This is a genomic window from Chitinophaga sancti (assembly GCF_034087045.1).
Classification (GTDB): Bacteria; Bacteroidota; Bacteroidia; order Chitinophagales; family Chitinophagaceae; genus Chitinophaga; species Chitinophaga sancti_B.
The window spans coordinates 2,108,123-2,128,829 of record NZ_CP139247.1 but is presented as its reverse complement, the minus strand read 5'-3'; the positions used below and the strand labels follow the sequence as shown (position 1 = coordinate 2,128,829).

Sequence of the window (20,707 nt, the reverse complement as noted above, 5' to 3'; positions counted from 1 at the left end):
TATAACGACTAAATGAGAGGCAAACCTACAACAAAATTCTAATCCTTCCATAAAAAAGGGAATAGAATCAGGGACAAGCCTACAATGAGTATATCCATAGCACCCAGCATCAGGAACATCTTAGGCAGACCAGGCTGATAGACAGTGATAAATGAAGAACGGGCGATGTTCGACAGCATAGTCAACAAGGGAAGCATGATCGGGAATCCCATGATTGCCATAAGTGCCGCATTCTGATTGGCCTGAGCTGCAATGGCCGCCAGCATGGTAAAAAGCAGGGAAAGGCTGAGGCCCCCCAGCATAATGACACCCAGGAAATAGGATATATTAATAATAGGATTGCCCATAAAGAGGATGCAGCATACCAGGGTAATTATACTCATGAGGGCCATGAGCAAAATATTATATATCAGCTTAGCAATGATAAAGTTACGGGGATGTACCAGTGAGTAAAAATACAACAGCCGCCCCCGGTTTTCCTGCAAAAAGCTCTTGGCAATCGCATTGACAGATACAAATAACTGTACCACCCAGAAAAGCGCATTCCAGGTCTTTTCTTCCGGCTTGCCTATCATCAGGTTAATGACAAATACGGTAGAAATGATATAGAGCAGAACCCCATAAAGCGCATATTTCTGACGTAATTCCAGTAATATGTCTTTTTTTACCAGGGTAATTGTTTGTTGGAATGCGGTCGATTTCATGAGGGGGCAAAGATACCTTATATTCGCTTTTATGAAAAAAATACTGGTAGCCAATCGCGGCGAAATCGCACTACGTATTATGCGATCTGCACGGGAAATGGGCATTGCTACTGTGGCGGTGTATTCTGAACCTGACCGGACCATGCCCTTTGTACAATATGCTGATGAAGCTATCTGTATAGGCCCTGCCCCCTCCAGCCAATCCTACCTGCAAATCGAAAAGATCCTGGCAGCAGCCAAACAATCCGGAGCGGATGCTATCCATCCGGGCTACGGATTTCTTAGCGAAAATGCCCGTTTTGCTGAAGCGGTGACCGCCGCCGGTATTACTTTCATTGGACCCAGCGCCTACGCCATCGAAATGATGGGTAGCAAACTGGCCGCCAAACAAGCCGCTCAAAAATTCGGCGTACCAATGGTACCAGGTACCGAAACGCCCCTACGCAACCTTGAGGAGGCCCAGGAGATCGTGAAAAAAACCGGATTCCCGATTCTGATCAAAGCCTCTGCCGGTGGTGGTGGCAAAGGTATGCGGGTAGTCAACTCAGCCTCAGAGCTGGAAGAACAGATCCGGCTGGCCAAAAGTGAAGCCATGAGCGCCTTTGGCGACGATGCCGTTTTCATTGAAAAATATGTAGGCGCTCCCCGCCATATTGAAATACAAATATTGGGTGACCAGCACGGCAATTACGTATATCTCTTTGAACGTGAGTGTTCTATACAACGCCGTCACCAGAAACTGATCGAAGAAGCGCCCTCCTCCTGCCTGACGCCGGATATCCGTTCCGCCATGGGCAAGTGTGCGCTAGATGTAGCCAAAGCCTGTAACTATTATGGGGCCGGCACAGTAGAGTTCCTCGTAGATGAACAGTTACAGTTTTACTTCCTGGAAATGAACACCCGTCTGCAGGTGGAACACCCGGTGACTGAACTGATCACCGGACTGGACCTGGTAAAGGAGCAGATCAGGGTAGCCAGAGGGGAAAAATTATCTTTTTCACAGGAAGACCTGACAATAAATGGTCATGCCATCGAGTTAAGGATCTGTGCAGAAGACCCTGCCAGCAATTTCCTGCCGGATACTGGTACACTTGAAACTTATGTACGCCCTCAGGGTTATGGGATCAGGGTTGATGATGGGTACGAAGCGGGCATGGAAATACCTATATATTATGACCCGATGATTGCCAAACTTATTGCCTGGGGCGCTAACAGAGAGGAAGCAAGGGAAAGGTTGATCCGTGCGATTGCCGAGTACCAGGTAAAAGGCATCCAGACCACTTTACCGTTTGGCAGCTGGGCACTGCAACACCCCGCATTCATCAACGGGCAATTCGATACTAATTTTATAGGGAAATACTTCACGCCACAATCTTTGGAAACTCCGTCGCCGGATGCAGCCCGGGCAGCCGCACTCCTGGCAGTACAGGTATGGCAGGAGGAACAGCGAAATGCACAACAGCAACCTGTAAACCAGGTGGCAGGAAGATGGAAAACCCGCCGCTAAACGTTCATTTATTCCGTCTCATCCATCTCCTTAAAAACCATCAAATTGTTAAGATAATTCTAAAGCGCGATTCAATAACGGTAAAACGTACTAGTTTTGTTATTGTATATTTCTATTATGAGACGGTTTATTTTATTAGTTATTTCGTTTTTCTACCGCCCATTTGCCAAAGTGATGCCCTTTCAGACCTTCCGCTACCTTGCTTGTGGTGGAGGTAATACGGTGTTGGACATATGTTTATATTACATCAGCTACCATTACATCCTTGGAGGAGGTAACGACCTCATTCCCCCTCCTGACGTAGTCTTACCATTTATAACTATTCAGGCGCATATCGCAGCTTTATTTATGGCGCTTGCTGTTACTTTTCCCACAGGTTTCCTGTTGAGCAAATACATCGTATTCTCTGAATCCAACCTGAGAGGCCGGGTACAGCTGATCCGCTACTTTATGATGGTAGGCACCTGCCTGCTGCTGAACTATGGATTCATGAAATTATTTGTAGATTACCTCCACTTCTACCCCACTCCTTCCAAGATACTGACTACCTGCTTTGTAGTGATATTCAGTTACCTGGCACAAAAAAGATTCACATTCAAGGTAAAAGTAGCGGAACAAAAGTAAAGACTACTCCTCGTAATAACAGTGCCTGCAACGGGGTTCGTACAGGTCTGTTTCTCCTAACAATACGGTGTGCTTATCGGCTGATTTCCGGTAAGAATAATTGGCAATGTTGCCACACTTCACACAGATGGCATGCAGCTTGGTAATGTAATCTGCCTTAGCCAGCAAAAATGGCATCTGCCCAAATGGTTTACCCAGGTAATCCATGTCCAGACCTGCCACAATTACACGAATTCCACGTAATGCCAGCTGGTCGCACACTTCCATCAATTCACCATCAAAGAACTGGGCTTCGTCTATGCCCACTACATCTACGTCCTGCGCGAGCAGCAGGATCTGTTGAGAATTCTCAAGAGGGGTGCTTATTATTTTGCTTTCATCATGAGATACAATATGTTGTACGTCGTAGCGGGTATCTATGACCGGTTTAAATATTTCGACTTTTAAATTGGCAATGCGGGCCCTTTTTAATCTCCTGATCAACTCCTCCGTTTTTCCAGAAAACATTGAGCCACAGATCACTTCTATCCAACCCCTTCGCCCTCCTGCAAGAGAAGGTTCAATAAACATAATATACTATTTTGATTTACAGTTAATTAAAATGGTATAACTTCATGCAAATAAAATAATTTCTCTCAGACTACGTTAACAATTAACGCATGGAACACATTTTGCATTAAATTATTTTTTTTTGCGATTATGGAAAAAATAAGTGCATTAATTGACAAGTTACAGGAATTAAAGACGACTGGCGCGACCCTGCAGTCAATATCATATTATGTGCAATTATTGCAGGCGGAAATCCTTCATGCCCGGAGTCTTGAAAGAGAACGGGAAAGAGAATTGCAACGCAGACAGAGTAATATTGCTGTAATTATGCCGGGAGCTACTATGGCTGACCCGGAAGTTACAGTTGATTCCAATGATAAAATAACCGCCCCGCAATTTACGCCATCTGAATCAATACCAGTTGTTGAATATAAACGACCTGAACCGCCAGCTCCAGAGCCAGTAGGAATGATTGAACCGGCACCGGTTGTAAATCAACCTATTGCGGAGAAGACGCCAGCGCCTGCAACAGAACCACTGCGGGCGTACCAGTCTCCAGCTCCTACATCAGAAGCATTGAAAGCGTATCAGTCGCCAATACCTGAGCAGGATGCCCTGAAAGCTTATCAAACACCTGCACCTGAGCCAAAACCAGCACCCATTCCTGAGCCACCGGTTGCCTACCAGCCACCGACACTCACTCCAGCTCCAGCGCCTGCTCCGGAACCAACACCGGCACCCGCTCCTACTCCGGCTCCCAAAGAAGAAGAAAAACAACCTGTGTTCATCACCCTCTTCGGTGACCATAGCCAGCCTGTTGTCAGTGCTTCCAGACCTGAAAAGAATGAAAAGGTTGAAAAACCTGAAAAAACAGACAAGTCTGAAACCAACGGTATTCACTCCGAGCTGAAAGAACTGAATCAAAAAGTAGCACAAAATATTCCTTCCCTGAACGACCGCCTGCGTCAAAGTCAGTCAGAGATAGCTGATCGCTTCAACGATATGCCTGTCAAAGACCTGCGCCAGGCCATCGGTATCAACGACAAATTCCAGTTCATCCAGGAACTCTTCCGTGGTGATGTAGACTCTTATGAGCGCTCCGTCAAGACGATCAATGAGATGCACTCATTGCCTGATGCGGAATACTGGATAGAAAGAGAGTTGAAAATCAGACAGGGTTGGGTAGATGATAACCGTGTCGTTCGCCAGTTCTATGCATTGGTGAAAAAACGTTTCTCCTGAATATAAGCCAGAATTTTTTCGGTCGCACCCTTATTATCGGCCACAAAACGGCCGGCGGCATTACCTTTTTGCATACAGCGGGCATCGTCTTCCAGTAAGGATTCCATTTCTGTAGTTAATGCACTGACATCAGCAATGGTTGCACCACCGCCAGCTGCCAGCAATGCAGCTGCTTCCGGGTATTTATGGAATACTGGCCCGAATACTACCGGCTTGCTGTAAGTAGCCGGCTCCAGGATATTGTGAATGCCATCTTTTCCAAATCCCCCACCGATAAAGGTAACGCGGGCATAACGATATAACAGGGACAACAAACCAATATTATCAATAATCAGCACATTGCCCTGACCACCCTGTGAATAACGGACAGCGCCGGGAAACAATAACTGCACCCGTTTAATATGCGCTTCATGAATCTCATGCGGCGCCAGTATCAAACAGCGATCCGGTTTCGCATTTGTTTTCCACCATTCAGCCAGCACCTGTTCATCGGCCTCCCAGGTACTACCTGCTATCACGGCCTTACGGCCATTGATAAAAGTTTCGATAGCCGGCAAAGAAACAGTTTCCTCCAACAGCGCCGATACCCTGTCAAAACGGGTATCCCCAGCCAGGCTTGCTCTTTCAATGCCCAGCTGCCGGATCAGGTCCAGCGAATCCTGGTTTTGTACAAAAATCCAGTCAAACTGCCGGAGCAACTGTCTGAACATACCACCATAAGGCTTGAAAAATAACTGGTTAGGTCTGAAAATGCCGGAAATAAGCAATACTGGTAGCTGCCTTTGAGACAAGGCTGTCAGGAAATGATACCAGAACTCATATTTAATAAAGATCACCAGTGTCGGACATACGATGTCCAGGAAATCTCTGGCATTGCCTGGAGTATCCAACGGAAGGTAGCATACGTAATCAGCTCCCTGGTAATTCTTACGCACCTCGTACCCGGATGGGGAATAAAAGGTGAGCAGGATACGGCAATGGGGGTATTGTGCCCGGATCGCTTCCAACACAGGTCTTCCCTGCTCAAATTCACCCAGCGAGGCGGCATGCACCCAAATGAGAGGACCAGTTCCTTTCAGCTGTTCCTTCATCCGTTCCCGCCAGTGACGGCGGCCTTCAATCCACAGTTTCGCTTTGGCATTGCCGGTAGCAGCAGCCAGCCCAACCCCGGCCCGGTATGATTTTATTCCTATATTATATATGGCGTTTCCCAGCATCCTGATGACGTACTTGTACTGATTTTTTTAACAGGGGCAAAGATACTGCCCTTCCTATGTCAAAATTTGTAAATTTGCCTCACTTTAAACAAAATATCTATCCCAGACATGGTTCCGATTCAAATGGTGGATCTCAAACGCCAATACAACAAGATAAAACCGCAGGTAGATGCTGCTATGGCGGAAGTTTTAGAAAGTGCAGCTTATATTAATGGTGCGCCAGTACAGAAATTTACGTCGGCTCTGCAAGACTATCTGGGAGTAAAGCACGTAATTCCCTGTGCCAACGGTACCGATGCATTACAGATCGCCATCATGGCGCTGGATCTGCAACCTGGTGATGAAGTCATTACACCATCCTTTACCTTTATTGCTACAGCCGAAGTAATAGCTCTCCTACAGCTTAAACCCGTTTTCGTTGATGTAGACCCAAAGACTTTCTGTCTTGACCCGGTGGCAGTTGAAAAGGCCATCACACCAAAAACCAAAGCAATCGTTCCTGTGCACCTGTATGGCCATAGTGCTGACATGGAGCCAATTATGGAAATTTCCCGCAAGCACAATATTCCTGTTATCGAAGATAACGCCCAGGCCATCGGTGGTACTTACACCTTCTCCGATGGAACTGTGAAGAAAACCGGTGCTATCGGTCAGATAGGCTGTACTTCCTTCTTCCCTTCCAAGAACCTGGGGTGCTATGGTGATGGCGGAGCCCTGTTCACTAACGACGACACCCTGGCTGCAAAGATCAAAATGATCGCCAACCACGGACAGTCTCAACGTTACTATCATGATGTAGTGGGTATCAATTCCCGCCTGGATACACTACAGGCGGTGGTATTGAACATCAAGCTCCCGCTGCTGGATGAGTATATCAAGGCCCGTCGTGCTGTAGCTGACGCCTACGATGCAGCATTTGCCAACCATCCGAAGATCACGGTTCCTTTCCGTGCGGCAAACAGCTATCACGTATATCACCAGTATACATTACAACTCGAAGGTGCAGACCGTCTTGCACTTCAACAATATTTAGCTGAGCAGCAAGTTCCTGCTATGATTTATTATCCTGTACCTGCTCACAAGCAAAAGATGTTTGCCAATTTTGGCGGCGCTGATTTTAACCTGCCTATTACAGACTCTCTGACGTCCAAAGTGATCTCCTTACCGATCCACACCGAAATGGATGCAGACCAATTGAATCACATTATTCACTCCGTTCTTTCATTTTTAAATCAAACCTCCAAATGAAAATTACAGTAGTAGGCACCGGGTACGTAGGGTTGGTCACTGGTACTTGTTTTGCTGAAACCGGTAACGATGTCACCTGTGTAGACATTGATGCCGCTAAGGTGAACAAGTTGTCCGGCGGACAAATCACTATTTACGAGCCCGGCCTGGAAAAATTATTTGAACGTAACCTCAAAGAAAATCGTCTGCAGTTCACTACTGACCTTGCAGCCGGTGTGAAAGACGCTGAAGTGATCTTTCTTGCACTCCCTACCCCTCCCGGTGAAGATGGCTCCGCAGACCTCTCATACATCCTGAAAGTAGCTGAGCAACTGGGTAACATCATTACAGACTACAAGGTTATTGTAGACAAAAGCACTGTACCAGTAGGCACTGCCGACAAAGTACAGGCCACTATTGCCCAAAACTGCAAATGTGAATTCGATGTGGTGTCCAACCCTGAGTTCCTACGCGAAGGAGTAGCTGTGGATGACTTCATGAAACCTGACCGCGTGGTAATAGGTACCCGTTCAGAAAGAGCCCGCAAAGTAATGGGCGAACTGTTCGGACCATTCGTTCGCCAGGGTAATCCTATCCTGTTCATGGATGAAAAATCAGCAGAACTGACTAAGTATGCTGCTAACTCTTTCCTCGCTACCAAAATCTCTTTCATGAACGAAATCGCCATCCTGTGCGAAAAACTGGGTGCCGATGTAGACATGGTACGCCGTGGTGTAGGTAGCGATGACCGTATCGGTAAGCGCTTCCTGTTCCCAGGTATTGGTTACGGTGGTAGCTGCTTCCCTAAGGACGTGCAGGCACTGGTGAAATCTTCTGAAGATGTAGGATATAACTTCAGTATCCTGAACGCAGTAATGGACGTGAATGAAAAGCAAAAGCTGTTCCTGCTGCCAAAGATCAATGCCTTCTTTAACAATGACCTGAAAGGTAAACACTTTGCACTGTGGGGGCTGGCCTTTAAGCCAAATACCGACGATATACGCGAAGCACCGGCTTTATATATCATAGATGCACTGGTGTCCGCAGGTGCTACTATTACAGTACACGACCCTGAAGCCATGGAGAATGTAAAAAGACTGCTGGGAGACAAAGTATCTTACGCCAGTCATCAGTACGATTGCCTGGACAATGCAGATGCATTGGTGATAGCAACCGAATGGAGCGTATTCAGAACGCCTGACTTCGAGAAAATCAAGTCAACACTGAATAACCCACTCATATTCGACGGTCGTAACCTGTTTGACGTGGCAAGGATGCAGGAACTAGGCTTTCATTATGAGAGCGTAGGCCGCGCAGCTGCTACTATTTAACATTCAACCAAAATATTTATGGAGAAAAAAAGAATTCTGATCACTGGTGCTGCAGGTTTCCTGGGTTCACACCTCTGTGATCGTTTCATAAAAGAAGGTTACCAGGTAGTTGGAATGGATAACCTCATCACCGGCAATATCAAGAACATCGAACACCTGTTCCCGTTACCGGAATTTGAATACTACCATCATGATGTCAGCAAATTCGTGCACGTATCCGGCAAACTGGATTATATCCTGCATTTTGCCTCTCCTGCGAGCCCGATTGACTATCTGAAAATGCCGATCCAGACACTGAAAGTAAGCTCCCTCGGTACCCACAACCTGCTGGGTCTTGCCAAGGAGAAGAAAGCCAGGATCCTGGTAGCTTCCACTTCCGAAGTATATGGTGACCCGTTGGTACATCCACAGACAGAAGAATACTGGGGCAATGTGAATCCAATAGGTCCACGTGGAGTGTATGATGAGGCGAAACGCTTCATGGAATCCATTACCATGGCTTATCACAATTTTCACGGTGTAGAAACACGCATCATCCGCATCTTCAATACTTATGGTCCAAGAATGCGCCTCAATGACGGCCGTGCACTGCCTGCATTCATGAGCCAGGCATTGACAGGACAGGATCTGACCGTATTCGGAGATGGCTCTCAGACCCGGTCTTTCTGCTATGTAGACGACCTGGTAGAAGGCATTTACCGCCTGCTGCTGAGCGATTACCACTTACCGGTAAACATCGGAAATCCTGCAGAGATTACACTGAAAGAATTTGCGGAAGAAATCATAGCACTGACCGGTACCAAGCAAAAACTGGTGTACCAGCCATTGCCAAAAGATGATCCGAAGCAACGTAAACCAGACATTACAAAGGCACAGGAGATACTGGGCTGGTCTCCTAAAGTGGATAGAAAAGACGGTCTGCGCATCACATACGAATACTTCAAAGAAGCTCTTAACAAATAAATAACTCAACACGGGTTACAGACTACGAATGTCTGGTTGTATACTAATGAGATAGTTTTACAATCGTTATTCGTATTTTGTAACCCGTAATTTTATTATATATGAACCATACCATCTTAATAACCGGGGGTGCTGGATTTATTGGATCTCACGTGGTGAGATTATTTGTCAATAATTATCCACAATATAAGATCGTCAATCTTGACGCGCTGACCTACGCCGGTAACCTGGAAAATCTGAATGATATCAAGGATAAGCCCAACTACACTTTTGTAAAAGGCGATATTACTGAGGAAGCTTTTATTGATGAGCTGTTCCAGGAATATACATTTGATGGTGTAATACATCTTGCCGCAGAGAGCCATGTAGACAGATCTATCATGGACCCGCTGGCATTTATCAAGACCAATGTAATGGGTACTGCTACCCTGCTGAATACCGCCAGAAAATACTGGAAAGATAATCTCGAAGGCAAACGCTTCTATCACATCTCAACTGATGAAGTATACGGTAGCCTGGGCCAGGAAGGTTTCTTCACAGAAGAAACTTCTTACGATCCCCGCTCTCCTTACTCTGCCTCCAAAGCCAGCTCTGACCACTTCGTAATGGCATGGTACCATACATACCACCTGCCCGTAGTGATCTCCAACTGCTCTAACAACTATGGCTCCCACCATTTCCCTGAGAAGCTGATTCCGCTGGCTATTCACAACATCAAGCATAATAAGCCCGTACCTGTATATGGTAAAGGTGAAAACGTTCGCGACTGGCTCTTCGTTGAAGACCACGCCCGCGCTATCGACACCATCTACCATAAAGGCAGGATCGGGGAAACATACAATATCGGTGGTTTTAATGAGTGGAAAAACATCGACCTCATTAACCTGCTCTGCATGATCATGGACAAGAAACTGGGACGTGCACCTGGCACTTCCGCAGGACTGATCACTTTCGTGAAAGACCGCGCCGGCCATGACCTTCGCTATGCGATCGATGCGACTAAACTGAACAAAGAACTGGGCTGGTATCCTTCCCTGCAGTTCGAAGAAGGACTGGAAAAGACCGTAGAATGGTATCTCGCCAACGAAGAATGGCTGGACCACGTAACCAGCGGTGCTTACCAGGAATATTACAGTGACCAATACCAGAAAAGATAATACAACATGCCATTTACAACGACACCGATTCCCGATTTGTTAGTGTATGAGCCAAAGGTGCATCATGATAATCGCGGTTATTTTTTTGAAAGCTATTCTGAACGCGTATTTAAAGATGCCGGCCTTGACCTGAACTTTATTCAGGACAACCAGGCCCGTTCTACCTACGGGGTATTGCGTGGATTGCATTATCAGCTGGAACCATACGCTCAGACCAAATTGATCAGGGCACTGGAAGGTAAGATCCTGGACGTGGTGGTTGACATCCGTACCGGCTCTCCTACCTATGGTCAGTCTTATTCTATAGAACTTTCTGCCGAAAATAAGCTGCAACTGCTCGTGCCTAAAGGCTTTGCCCATGGCTATGTAGTACTGAGCCCTACTGCAGAGGTGATGTATAAAGTTGACAACTTCTACCACAAAGCAAGTGAAGGCGGCCTCATTTACAATGATCCTGCCCTGAAGATCGACTGGCAGATTGACCTGAAAGATGCGATTGTATCTGATAAGGACCAGATCCTGCCAACACTGGCAAACTGCACACACAATTTTGTATATAACAAACCCACTGAATAATATGAAAACAGTGCTGATCACCGGCGCCAATGGGCAGCTAGGACAGGCTTTGAAGCAAATAGCAGGAGATTATCCAGCCTTCAGTTTTTTATATACAGACTATACAGAGCTGGATATAACAAATGAAGAAGCAGTAACCGCATTCTTCTCCCAGCAGGAAATTCATGCCTGCATCAACTGTGCTGCCTATACGGCGGTAGACAAAGCTGAATCAGAAGAAGAACAGGCTTTCAGATTGAACTTCGAAGCGGTCATGCACCTGGCTAACGCTTGCCTGGCGCACAATGCAAGATTTATCCAGATATCTACTGACTATGTATTTGACGGTAAAAAAAATACCCCTTATACAGAAGAAGACGATACAGATGCACAAAGCATATACGGTAGTTCCAAACTACGTGGTGAAGCGACAGCGCTGGGTATTAATGAAGATACCATCGTGATCCGTACAGCATGGTTATACAGCCAGTATGGTGTGAACTTCGTAAAGCGCATGCGGGAGCTGATGCAGGAAAAGGATAGCCTGAACGTAGTATTTGACCAGGCAGGTACGCCTACCTATGCTGTGGATCTGGCACAGGTATTACTGTCAGTACTGAGCAAAGCGATCGATGCACCCGGTACTTTAGGTGGTGTATATCATTACAGCAACGAAGGCGTGACCAGCTGGTACGACTTTGCCATTGCCATCAGGGATATGAGTGGCCTGAGCTGCAATATTCAGCCGGTTACTTCTGATAAGTATCCTACTGCTGCCAAACGCCCGGCTTACAGCGTTTTTAACAAGCAAAAGATCAAGGATACCTTCGGACTGGAAGTTCCTTATTGGAGAGAAAGTCTGGCAGTATGCCTGAAACATCTATAAAGAAAACCCTCATGAACCGAATTCACAAACGACTATGAAAATGGTGGTACCTTCGACAAAAGTACTACCATGGAACAATCACATATCAGTTTTGAACAGGTTGTGAGTCGTGGCTGTGGCCTCGATGTTCACCAGGAGAATGTAGTAGCTACCATCAGGGGTGATAATTTGCAGGAACAAACCCGCACTTTTAGCACCTTCACAAGTTCACTTAAGGACCTGGTAGCCTGGTTGGAAGAATCGGGCATTACACATGTCGCAATGGAGAGCACGGGTGTTTACTGGAAGCCTGTTTTTAATATACTAGAACCTCACTTTGAACTTATTTTGGTCAATGCCCGGCATATTAAATATGTGCCGGGTCATAAGACTGATCGTAATGACAGTGCCTGGATTGCAAAATTATTGCTAAGCGGGCTACTAAAAGGAAGTTTTATTCCACCCCAATACACTCGTGAATTACGGGAATTGTACCGATACAAACGTAAAGTAATAGGCCAACGCTCCAGTGAATATAACCGATTACAGAACATTTTAGAGACTGCCAATATCAAATTGAGCAGCGTTGTCAGTGATGTGTTCGGCATAAGCGGCTGGTCAATGATCTCTGCTATTATTGATGGAGAACAGGATCCCATGATATTGGCCAATCTGGCCAAAGGTAGGCTCAAAATCAAGAAGCAAGAACTTATTCTTGCTTTAGAAGGTAATCTTAATGAGCATCACCGTTTTATGCTCAACCTGTCTAAAGCTGCTATCTTACAGCTAAATGAACTGCTTTGTCAGGTAGATAACCGTATTGATCAGTACTTAAGAAAATGGGAAGAAGAAGTAAAATTACTTCAGACTATTCCCGGAGTACAAAAACAAACAGCTACAGCCATCTTAGCCGAAATAGGTACAGATATGCATGCCTTCCCAAATCAGCATCATTTAGCCAGTTGGTGTGGCTTATGTCCGGGTAATAATGAAAGTGCCGGAAAAAAGAAAAGTGAACGTATCAATCATGGCAACAGTTCTCTTAAAACAGCACTGGTGGAGGCGGCCTGGGCCGCTGTACATACAAAGGAATCTTATCTGAAAAGAAGATATTACTCTTTAAGTGTGCGAAGAGGTAAAAAACGTGCTCTTATCGCCATTGCACACAAAATCCTCATTGCCACTTATTTTATACTCAAAAATAGAGTGCCATATATGGAACCGGATAATCAGGAGTGGCTTAAAAAAAGAAAGCAGGCGCAGATAAATAATTATCTCAGGCGCCTGCGCGAGCTTGAGGCATTACCCCCATCTCAATAAGATTACTAAGTTACAAAAATCGACCTCTTATTGGTGCTTTTTAAGCCTGTAAAGAAAACTGATTTAAGACTCTAAGTACAAACGATTGTTGCTATAAGCACGAAATGAAAATTTTAAGCATATAGAGTCATATCAAAATTATGACACAGACTAACTATTTTCAATGAAAAACCCTCATGAACCGAATTCACAAACGACTATGAAAATGGTGGTACCTTCGACAAAAGTACTACCATGGAACAATCACATATCAGTTTTGAACAGGTTGTGAGTCGTGGCTGTGGCCTCGATGTTCACCAGGAGAATGTAGTAGCTACCATCAGGGGTGATAATTTGCAGGAACAAACCCGCACTTTTAGCACCTTCACAAGTTCACTTAAGGACCTGGTAGCCTGGTTGGAAGAATCGGGCATTACACATGTCGCAATGGAGAGCACGGGTGTTTACTGGAAGCCTGTTTTTAATATACTAGAACCTCACTTTGAACTTATTTTGGTCAATGCCCGGCATATTAAATATGTGCCGGGTCATAAGACTGATCGTAATGACAGTGCCTGGATTGCAAAATTATTGCTAAGCGGGCTACTAAAAGGAAGTTTTATTCCACCCCAATACACTCGTGAATTACGGGAATTGTACCGATACAAACGTAAAGTAATAGGCCAACGCTCCAGTGAATATAACCGATTACAGAACATTTTAGAGACTGCCAATATCAAATTGAGCAGCGTTGTCAGTGATGTGTTCGGCATAAGCGGCTGGTCAATGATCTCTGCTATTATTGATGGAGAACAGGATCCCATGATATTGGCCAATCTGGCCAAAGGTAGGCTCAAAATCAAGAAGCAAGAACTTATTCTTGCTTTAGAAGGTAATCTTAATGAGCATCACCGTTTTATGCTCAACCTGTCTAAAGCTGCTATCTTACAGCTAAATGAACTGCTTTGTCAGGTAGATAACCGTATTGATCAGTACTTAAGAAAATGGGAAGAAGAAGTAAAATTACTTCAGACTATTCCCGGAGTACAAAAACAAACAGCTACAGCCATCTTAGCCGAAATAGGTACAGATATGCATGCCTTCCCAAATCAGCATCATTTAGCCAGTTGGTGTGGCTTATGTCCGGGTAATAATGAAAGTGCCGGAAAAAAGAAAAGTGAACGTATCAATCATGGCAACAGTTCTCTTAAAACAGCACTGGTGGAGGCGGCCTGGGCCGCTGTACATACAAAGGAATCTTATCTGAAAAGAAGATATTACTCTTTAAGTGTGCGAAGAGGTAAAAAACGTGCTCTTATCGCCATTGCACACAAAATCCTCATTGCCACTTATTTTATACTCAAAAATAGAGTGCCATATATGGAACCGGATAATCAGGAGTGGCTTAAAAAAAGAAAGCAGGCGCAGATAAATAATTATCTCAGGCGCCTGCGCGAGCTTGAGGCATTACCCCCATCTCAATAAGATTACTAAGTTACAAAAATCGACCTCTTATGGTGCTTTTTAAGCCTGTAAAGAAAACTGATTTAAGACTCTAAGTACAAACGATTGTTGCTATAAGCACGAAATGAAAATTTTAAGCATATAGAGTCATATCAAAATTATGACACAGACTAACTATTTTCAATGAAAACCCTCATGAACCGAATTCACAAACGACTATGAAAATGGTGGTACCTTCGACAAAAGTACTACCATGGAACAATCACATATCAGTTTTGAACAGGTTGTGAGTCGTGGCTGTGGCCTCGATGTTCACCAGGAGAATGTAGTAGCTACCATCAGGGGTGATAATTTGCAGGAACAAACCCGCACTTTTAGCACCTTCACAAGTTCACTTAAGGACCTGGTAGCCTGGTTGGAAGAATCGGGCATTACACATGTCGCAATGGAGAGCACGGGTGTTTACTGGAAGCCTGTTTTTAATATACTAGAACCTCACTTTGAACTTATTTTGGTCAATGCCCGGCATATTAAATATGTGCCGGGTCATAAGACTGATCGTAATGACAGTGCCTGGATTGCAAAATTATTGCTAAGCGGGCTACTAAAAGGAAGTTTTATTCCACCCCAATACACTCGTGAATTACGGGAATTGTACCGATACAAACGTAAAGTAATAGGCCAACGCTCCAGTGAATATAACCGATTACAGAACATTTTAGAGACTGCCAATATCAAATTGAGCAGCGTTGTCAGTGATGTGTTCGGCATAAGCGGCTGGTCAATGATCTCTGCTATTATTGATGGAGAACAGGATCCCATGATATTGGCCAATCTGGCCAAAGGTAGGCTCAAAATCAAGAAGCAAGAACTTATTCTTGCTTTAGAAGGTAATCTTAATGAGCATCACCGTTTTATGCTCAACCTGTCTAAAGCTGCTATCTTACAGCTAAATGAACTGCTTTGTCAGGTAGATAACCGTATTGATCAGTACTTAAGAAAATGGGAAGAAGAAGTAAAATTACTTCAGACTATTCCCGGAGTACAAAAACAAACAGCTACAGCCATCTTAGCCGAAATAGGTACAGATATGCATGCCTTCCCAAATCAGCATCATTTAGCCAGTTGGTGTGGCTTATGTCCGGGTAATAATGAAAGTGCCGGAAAAAAGAAAAGTGAACGTATCAATCATGGCAACAGTTCTCTTAAAACAGCACTGGTGGAGGCGGCCTGGGCCGCTGTACATACAAAGGAATCTTATCTGAAAAGAAGATATTACTCTTTAAGTGTGCGAAGAGGTAAAAAACGTGCTCTTATCGCCATTGCACACAAAATCCTCATTGCCACTTATTTTATACTCAAAAATAGAGTGCCATATATGGAACCGGATAATCAGGAGTGGCTTAAAAAAAGAAAGCAGGCGCAGATAAATAATTATCTCAGGCGCCTGCGCGAGCTTGAGGCATTACCCCCATCTCAATAAGATTACTAAGTTACAAAAATCGACCTCTTATTGGTGCTTTTTAAGCCTGTAAAGAAAACTGATTTAAGACTCTAAGTACAAACGATTGTTGCTATAAGCACGAAATGAAAATTTTAAGCATATAGAGTCATATCAAAATTATGACACAGACTAACTATTTTCAAAGAAAACCCTCATGAACCGAATTCACAAACGACTATGAAAATGGTGGTACCTTCGACAAAAGTACTACCATGGAACAATCACATATCAGTTTTGAACAGGTTGTGAGTCGTGGCTGTGGCCTCGATGTTCACCAGGAGAATGTAGTAGCTACCATCAGGGGTGATAATTTGCAGGAACAAACCCGCACTTTTAGCACCTTCACAAGTTCACTTAAGGACCTGGTAGCCTGGTTGGAAGAATCGGGCATTACACATGTCGCAATGGAGAGCACGGGTGTTTACTGGAAGCCTGTTTTAATATACTAGAACCTCACTTTGAACTTATTTTGGTCAATGCCCGGCATATTAAATATGTGCCGGGTCATAAGACTGATCGTAATGACAGTGCCTGGATTGCAAAATTATTGCTAAGCGGGCTACTAAAAGGAAGTTTTATTCCACCCCAATACACTCGTGAATTACGGGAATTGTACCGATACAAACGTAAAGTAATAGGCCAACGCTCCAGTGAATATAACCGATTACAGAACATTTTAGAGACTGCCAATATCAAATTGAGCAGCGTTGTCAGTGATGTGTTCGGCATAAGCGGCTGGTCAATGATCTCTGCTATTATTGATGGAGAACAGGATCCCATGATATTGGCCAATCTGGCCAAAGGTAGGCTCAAAATCAAGAAGCAAGAACTTATTCTTGCTTTAGAAGGTAATCTTAATGAGCATCACCGTTTTATGCTCAACCTGTCTAAAGCTGCTATCTTACAGCTAAATGAACTGCTTTGTCAGGTAGATAACCGTATTGATCAGTACTTAAGAAAATGGGAAGAAGAAGTAAAATTACTTCAGACTATTCCCGGAGTACAAAAACAAACAGCTACAGCCATCTTAGCCGAAATAGGTACAGATATGCATGCCTTCCCAAATCAGCATCATTTAGCCAGTTGGTGTGGCTTATGTCCGGGTAATAATGAAAGTGCCGGAAAAAAGAAAAGTGAACGTATCAATCATGGCAACAGTTCTCTTAAAACAGCACTGGTGGAGGCGGCCTGGGCCGCTGTACATACAAAGGAATCTTATCTGAAAAGAAGATATTACTCTTTAAGTGTGCGAAGAGGTAAAAAACGTGCTCTTATCGCCATTGCACACAAAATCCTCATTGCCACTTATTTTATACTCAAAAATAGAGTGCCATATATGGAACCGGATAATCAGGAGTGGCTTAAAAAAAGAAAGCAGGCGCAGATAAATAATTATCTCAGGCGCCTGCGCGAGCTTGAGGCATTACCCCCATCTCAATAAGATTACTAAGTTACAAAAATCGACCTCTTATTGGTGCTTTTTAAGCCTGTAAAGAAAACTGATTTAAGACTCTAAGTACAAACGATTGTTGCTATAAGCACGAAATGAAAATTTTAAGCATATAGAGTCATATCAAAATTATGACACAGACTAACTATTTTCAATGAAAAGAGGGTGTATCTAACTTCAGATACACCCTCTTTCTTCTGAAAATGGGTTTCATGCCTGTTGGCGAATTCCCGCTTCTATTTCTTAAAGGCAGTGATCTGCATACTCCCCAGCGTCGAACCTCCTCTTTCAGTATCCGTTTTTACAATCCCGAACCCCGGAGCAAACCATTCAGTCGCATTTACATCCAGGTCCATCGGAAAGTTCGTTCCCATCATCTGCACAGTGAATCCCAGTTTATAAGAGATCTTAAAGCACTCCCAGGTACCGGCAGGGGTCGTGATCTTTTCCTTTCCCACTACTTTACGGTCGCTCACTTTCAGGGTCATGCTGATCTCCATCCCATTCATATTTCCCCTCATTTCCTTTTCATTACCAGGCAGGGTCTGCCCTTCTTTCAGGGTTGCAGGATAAGAAAGGAAAATCTCGTCACTACCTGGTTCCATCTTCATATTCTGAAGCTGAGGAATGTTGGGCATCGCCATTTGCATATCCAGCAGTATTTCTGATCCGGTACATTTAAATTTACCTTTCCCGTTGGAAAGGTCTTTGCCCTTTGCATCCTTCAGCGTGGTAGAGAAGTTGGAGCTGATCACATTGGCCGTTCTGTTGACATTCAATACCTTCTCAATATTCTTAGCCACCAGTTCGCCCTTGCCGTCATAAATGCTCATTTCCACTTCCGCGTTGTTCTGCAAAAAGTAGTAACTCTTACAATCCTGTTGCTGACCATATAATAATTGTGCTGCCAGTATTAATGGCGCAGCAAAAAACATTTTTTTCTTCATACTGCTAGATATATACTATTATTTTATCACATGAATGTACGTATTTACCCTGGTTCCGGGTTGTAGGCCAAAAGCAATACCGTTTGCGACTGCCTAATTTCTGGTTAATTTCTTACGTTTGCAAAAATTATCCCAATAAATCATGAACCTGATAGAAGAATTAAGATGGCGGGGAATGTTGCAGGATATTATGCCCGGCACTGAGGAACAATTACAGAAGGAGATGACCACTGCCTATGTAGGCTTCGATCCTACTGCAGATTCTCTGCACGTAGGTAGCCTGGTTCCAATCCTGTTGCTGGTACACCTGCAGCGGGCTGGCCACAAGCCATTGGCGCTGGTAGGCGGTGCTACAGGTATGGTGGGCGATCCTTCTTTTAAGGCGGCCGAAAGGAAAATGCTCGATCTTGATACCCTCAAGCATAACCAGGCAGGTATTAAAGCCCAGCTGGAAAAGTTCCTGGACTTTGATCCTTCCAAACCGAATGCTGCTGAAATGGTCAATAACTTCGACTGGTTTCAGAACATCAGCTTCCTGGATTTTATCCGTGATGTAGGTAAACACATTACTGTAAACTATATGATGGCCAAAGATTCTGTAAAAAGAAGAATCGAAGGCGACAGCGGTATGTCCTTCACGGAGTTTTCTTACCAGCTGATTCAGGGATACGACTTTTTCCATCTGTATACTACCAGGAACTGTAAACTGCAAATGGGCGGTTCTGACCAGTGGGGAAATATCGTAACCGGTACCGAACTGGTAAGACGTAAAGCCAATGGCGAGGCATTTGCCTTTACCTGTCCGCTGATGAAAAAGTCAGACGGTACCAAATTCGGTAAATCTGAAGGCGGCAACGTATGGCTGGATGCCCGCCTCACCTCTCCATACCTCTTCTACCAGTTCTGGCTGAAAGCTACTGACGAAGACGCAGAGAACTATATTAAGATCTTCACCCTGCTGGACAAAGCAGAAGTAGAAGAACTCATCGCACAGCATAGGGAAAAACCTGAGCAGCGCCTGCTGCAGAAGAGACTGGCAAAAGAAGTGACCATCTTTATCCACAGCGAAAAGGACTATGAGTTCGCTTTGCAGGCTTCTGAACTGCTGTTCCGCAATGATACGGCAGATGTACTGCAATCACTCACCGAAGAGCAGCTGCTGGATGTCATGAACGGCGTACCACAGGTAGAAACTACCCTGGCTGAACTACAGGAAAATAAAGACGTCATCACCTTCGCAGCAGAAAAGGGCATCTTCCCAAGTAAGGGAGAAGCCCGCAAAATGCTCCAGGGCGGAGGTGTAAGCATCAATAAAAAGAAAGTAGAAGACCTGGCTGCAGTGGTAGATAGCTCTCTGCTGCTTGCGGGTAAGTATATTCTTTTCCAGAAAGGGAGAAGGAACTACTACCTCATTATTGTTAAATAAAAAATTCCCGGTGGTCGGACGATCTTAAGTCTGACCACTGGTTTATATACGCAATAAAGTGTTGGCTAATAATGGCCGTTTACGATTGTTTGCCTTAGTCCAGATTGAGTTCTCCGGTTTCCCCGTCTTCGAATTGCTTTCCCCTGATGATTGCAGTCAACACATTAAAAAAGATGATCATTTTGCTGGAAGAGTTGTCCCAATACCAGGCCTGCTTGGTATCTACTTTTAACAGGCAGAGTTTTGGATCATCAATACCGTCCGGGAACCAGGCTTTTACAGCTGGGGTCCAGAGCTGTTTCATTTTTTCTTTGTCAATAACAATGCTGCCAATACCAAAGATGTTCAGGTAGGTGTTGTGACCAGGATGTGCATAAATAAGGTTCAGCTCATTGTTTTCAGAGATCTGGGTAATTTTTCCCGAGTACTCGTTGGTGAAGAACCACACATTTCCATCTTTATCCACATCAGCTGTCGCCATTGGTCGCGATATGACCTGGCCATGCTCATCAATGTTTGTGAGCATGCATACGCCTACGTCATTGATCATTTCCGTGACCTTTTTGATGGCGTCATCTCTTTTCATAATTGCTCCCATATATATGGTTTATAGGGAAATAGCAGTAAAAATCATACCAGCCTCAAAAAAAATCGCTTTTGTCTGGCGACAAAAGCG

Annotated in this window: 20 protein-coding genes; 15 read left to right on the top strand and 5 right to left on the bottom strand. The window is 44.5% G+C overall.

The features are described 5' to 3' along the window. Window positions 1-38: 38 nt before the first annotated feature. Complete coding sequence (locus SIO70_RS08890) at window positions 39-704, bottom strand: heme exporter protein CcmB (protein ID WP_083721167.1); 666 nt, start codon at window positions 702-704, stop codon at window positions 39-41. 31 nt (window positions 705-735) lie between these two features. On the opposite strand from SIO70_RS08890, the gene accC reads away from it, so the two are divergent. Both accC and SIO70_RS08880 read left to right on the top strand, forming a co-directional pair. Continuing rightward, window positions 736-2,211 (top strand): acetyl-CoA carboxylase biotin carboxylase subunit, encoded by a 1,476-nt coding sequence (accC, locus tag SIO70_RS08885; protein WP_320580559.1) that lies wholly within the window; start codon window positions 736-738, stop codon window positions 2,209-2,211. A 117-nt stretch (window positions 2,212-2,328) separates the two neighbouring features. After that, window positions 2,329-2,835 carry a GtrA family protein gene (locus SIO70_RS08880; protein WP_320580558.1) on the top strand — a complete coding sequence of 169 codons (507 nt, stop codon included), beginning with the start codon at window positions 2,329-2,331 and terminating at the stop codon, window positions 2,833-2,835. 3 nt (window positions 2,836-2,838) lie between these two features. Here SIO70_RS08880 and SIO70_RS08875 read toward each other — a convergent pair whose 3' ends face one another. Further along, window positions 2,839-3,405: a thymidine kinase gene (locus SIO70_RS08875; RefSeq protein ID WP_320580557.1), complete on the bottom strand. Its 567-nt coding sequence runs from the start codon at window positions 3,403-3,405 to the stop codon at window positions 2,839-2,841. A gap of 129 nt (window positions 3,406-3,534) precedes the next feature. Between SIO70_RS08875 and SIO70_RS08870 the strand changes: the two genes are divergently transcribed. Continuing rightward, window positions 3,535-4,626, top strand: a complete 1,092-nt coding sequence (locus tag SIO70_RS08870; protein WP_320580556.1) for a hypothetical protein — start codon at window positions 3,535-3,537, stop codon at window positions 4,624-4,626. On the opposite strand, the gene SIO70_RS08865 is transcribed toward SIO70_RS08870, so the two are convergent. After that, window positions 4,596-5,843, bottom strand: a complete 1,248-nt coding sequence (locus SIO70_RS08865; protein ID WP_320580555.1) for a 3-deoxy-D-manno-octulosonic acid transferase — start codon at window positions 5,841-5,843, stop codon at window positions 4,596-4,598. The genes SIO70_RS08870 and SIO70_RS08865 overlap by 31 nt on opposite strands. Window positions 5,844-5,951: 108 nt before the next feature. Here SIO70_RS08865 and SIO70_RS08860 point away from each other — a divergent pair, with 108 nt between their 5' ends. From SIO70_RS08860 to SIO70_RS08810, 11 genes are all read left to right on the top strand, one after another. Next, window positions 5,952-7,091 (top strand): DegT/DnrJ/EryC1/StrS family aminotransferase, encoded by a 1,140-nt coding sequence (locus SIO70_RS08860; protein WP_320580554.1) that lies wholly within the window; start codon window positions 5,952-5,954, stop codon window positions 7,089-7,091. After that, window positions 7,088-8,401, top strand: a complete 1,314-nt coding sequence (locus SIO70_RS08855) for a UDP-glucose/GDP-mannose dehydrogenase family protein (protein WP_320580553.1) — start codon at window positions 7,088-7,090, stop codon at window positions 8,399-8,401. Before SIO70_RS08860 ends, SIO70_RS08855 begins: the two co-directional genes overlap by 4 nt. An 18-nt stretch (window positions 8,402-8,419) precedes the next feature. Then, a complete protein-coding gene (locus SIO70_RS08850; RefSeq protein ID WP_083721184.1) occupies window positions 8,420-9,364 on the top strand; it encodes a UDP-glucuronic acid decarboxylase family protein in 945 nt (314 codons plus the stop codon). 101 nt (window positions 9,365-9,465) lie between these two features. Further along, on the top strand, window positions 9,466-10,521 hold the full coding sequence (gene rfbB / locus SIO70_RS08845) for a dTDP-glucose 4,6-dehydratase (RefSeq protein WP_320580552.1): 1,056 nt from the start codon (window positions 9,466-9,468) through the stop codon (window positions 10,519-10,521). Window positions 10,522-10,527: 6 nt separating this feature from the next. Then, entirely contained in the window at window positions 10,528-11,097 is a 570-nt protein-coding gene (gene rfbC / locus SIO70_RS08840; RefSeq protein WP_083721188.1) for a dTDP-4-dehydrorhamnose 3,5-epimerase, read from the top strand. 1 nt (window position 11,098) lies between these two features. Next, entirely contained in the window at window positions 11,099-11,962 is an 864-nt protein-coding gene (gene rfbD / locus SIO70_RS08835; RefSeq protein ID WP_320580551.1) for a dTDP-4-dehydrorhamnose reductase, read from the top strand. 69 nt (window positions 11,963-12,031) lie between these two features. Further along, entirely contained in the window at window positions 12,032-13,261 is a 1,230-nt protein-coding gene (locus tag SIO70_RS08830) for an IS110 family transposase (RefSeq protein ID WP_320577102.1), read from the top strand. A 234-nt stretch (window positions 13,262-13,495) separates the two neighbouring features. Next, the gene (locus SIO70_RS08825) at window positions 13,496-14,725 is read left to right on the top strand and encodes an IS110 family transposase (protein ID WP_320577102.1); all 1,230 of its coding nucleotides are present in this window, start codon (window positions 13,496-13,498) and stop codon (window positions 14,723-14,725) included. Between the two features lie 232 nt (window positions 14,726-14,957). Then, a complete protein-coding gene (locus SIO70_RS08820) occupies window positions 14,958-16,187 on the top strand; it encodes an IS110 family transposase (protein ID WP_320577102.1) in 1,230 nt (409 codons plus the stop codon). A gap of 233 nt (window positions 16,188-16,420) precedes the next feature. Then, complete coding sequence (locus tag SIO70_RS08815) at window positions 16,421-16,657, top strand: IS110 family transposase (protein ID WP_320580550.1); 237 nt, start codon at window positions 16,421-16,423, stop codon at window positions 16,655-16,657. A gap of 47 nt (window positions 16,658-16,704) precedes the next feature. Then, on the top strand, window positions 16,705-17,649 hold the full coding sequence (locus SIO70_RS08810) for an IS110 family transposase (RefSeq protein ID WP_320580549.1): 945 nt from the start codon (window positions 16,705-16,707) through the stop codon (window positions 17,647-17,649). Window positions 17,650-17,894: 245 nt separating this feature from the next. Here SIO70_RS08810 and SIO70_RS08805 read toward each other — a convergent pair whose 3' ends face one another. Beyond that, entirely contained in the window at window positions 17,895-18,605 is a 711-nt protein-coding gene (locus tag SIO70_RS08805) for a hypothetical protein (protein WP_320580548.1), read from the bottom strand. Window positions 18,606-18,747: 142 nt separating this feature from the next. Between SIO70_RS08805 and tyrS the strand changes: the two genes are divergently transcribed. Then, window positions 18,748-20,031 carry a tyrosine--tRNA ligase gene (gene tyrS, locus SIO70_RS08800; protein WP_320580547.1) on the top strand — a complete coding sequence of 428 codons (1,284 nt, stop codon included), beginning with the start codon at window positions 18,748-18,750 and terminating at the stop codon, window positions 20,029-20,031. Between the two features lie 94 nt (window positions 20,032-20,125). Here tyrS and SIO70_RS08795 read toward each other — a convergent pair whose 3' ends face one another. After that, window positions 20,126-20,629 carry a pyridoxamine 5'-phosphate oxidase family protein gene (locus tag SIO70_RS08795; RefSeq protein WP_320580546.1) on the bottom strand — a complete coding sequence of 168 codons (504 nt, stop codon included), beginning with the start codon at window positions 20,627-20,629 and terminating at the stop codon, window positions 20,126-20,128. Window positions 20,630-20,707: the final 78 nt, after the last annotated feature.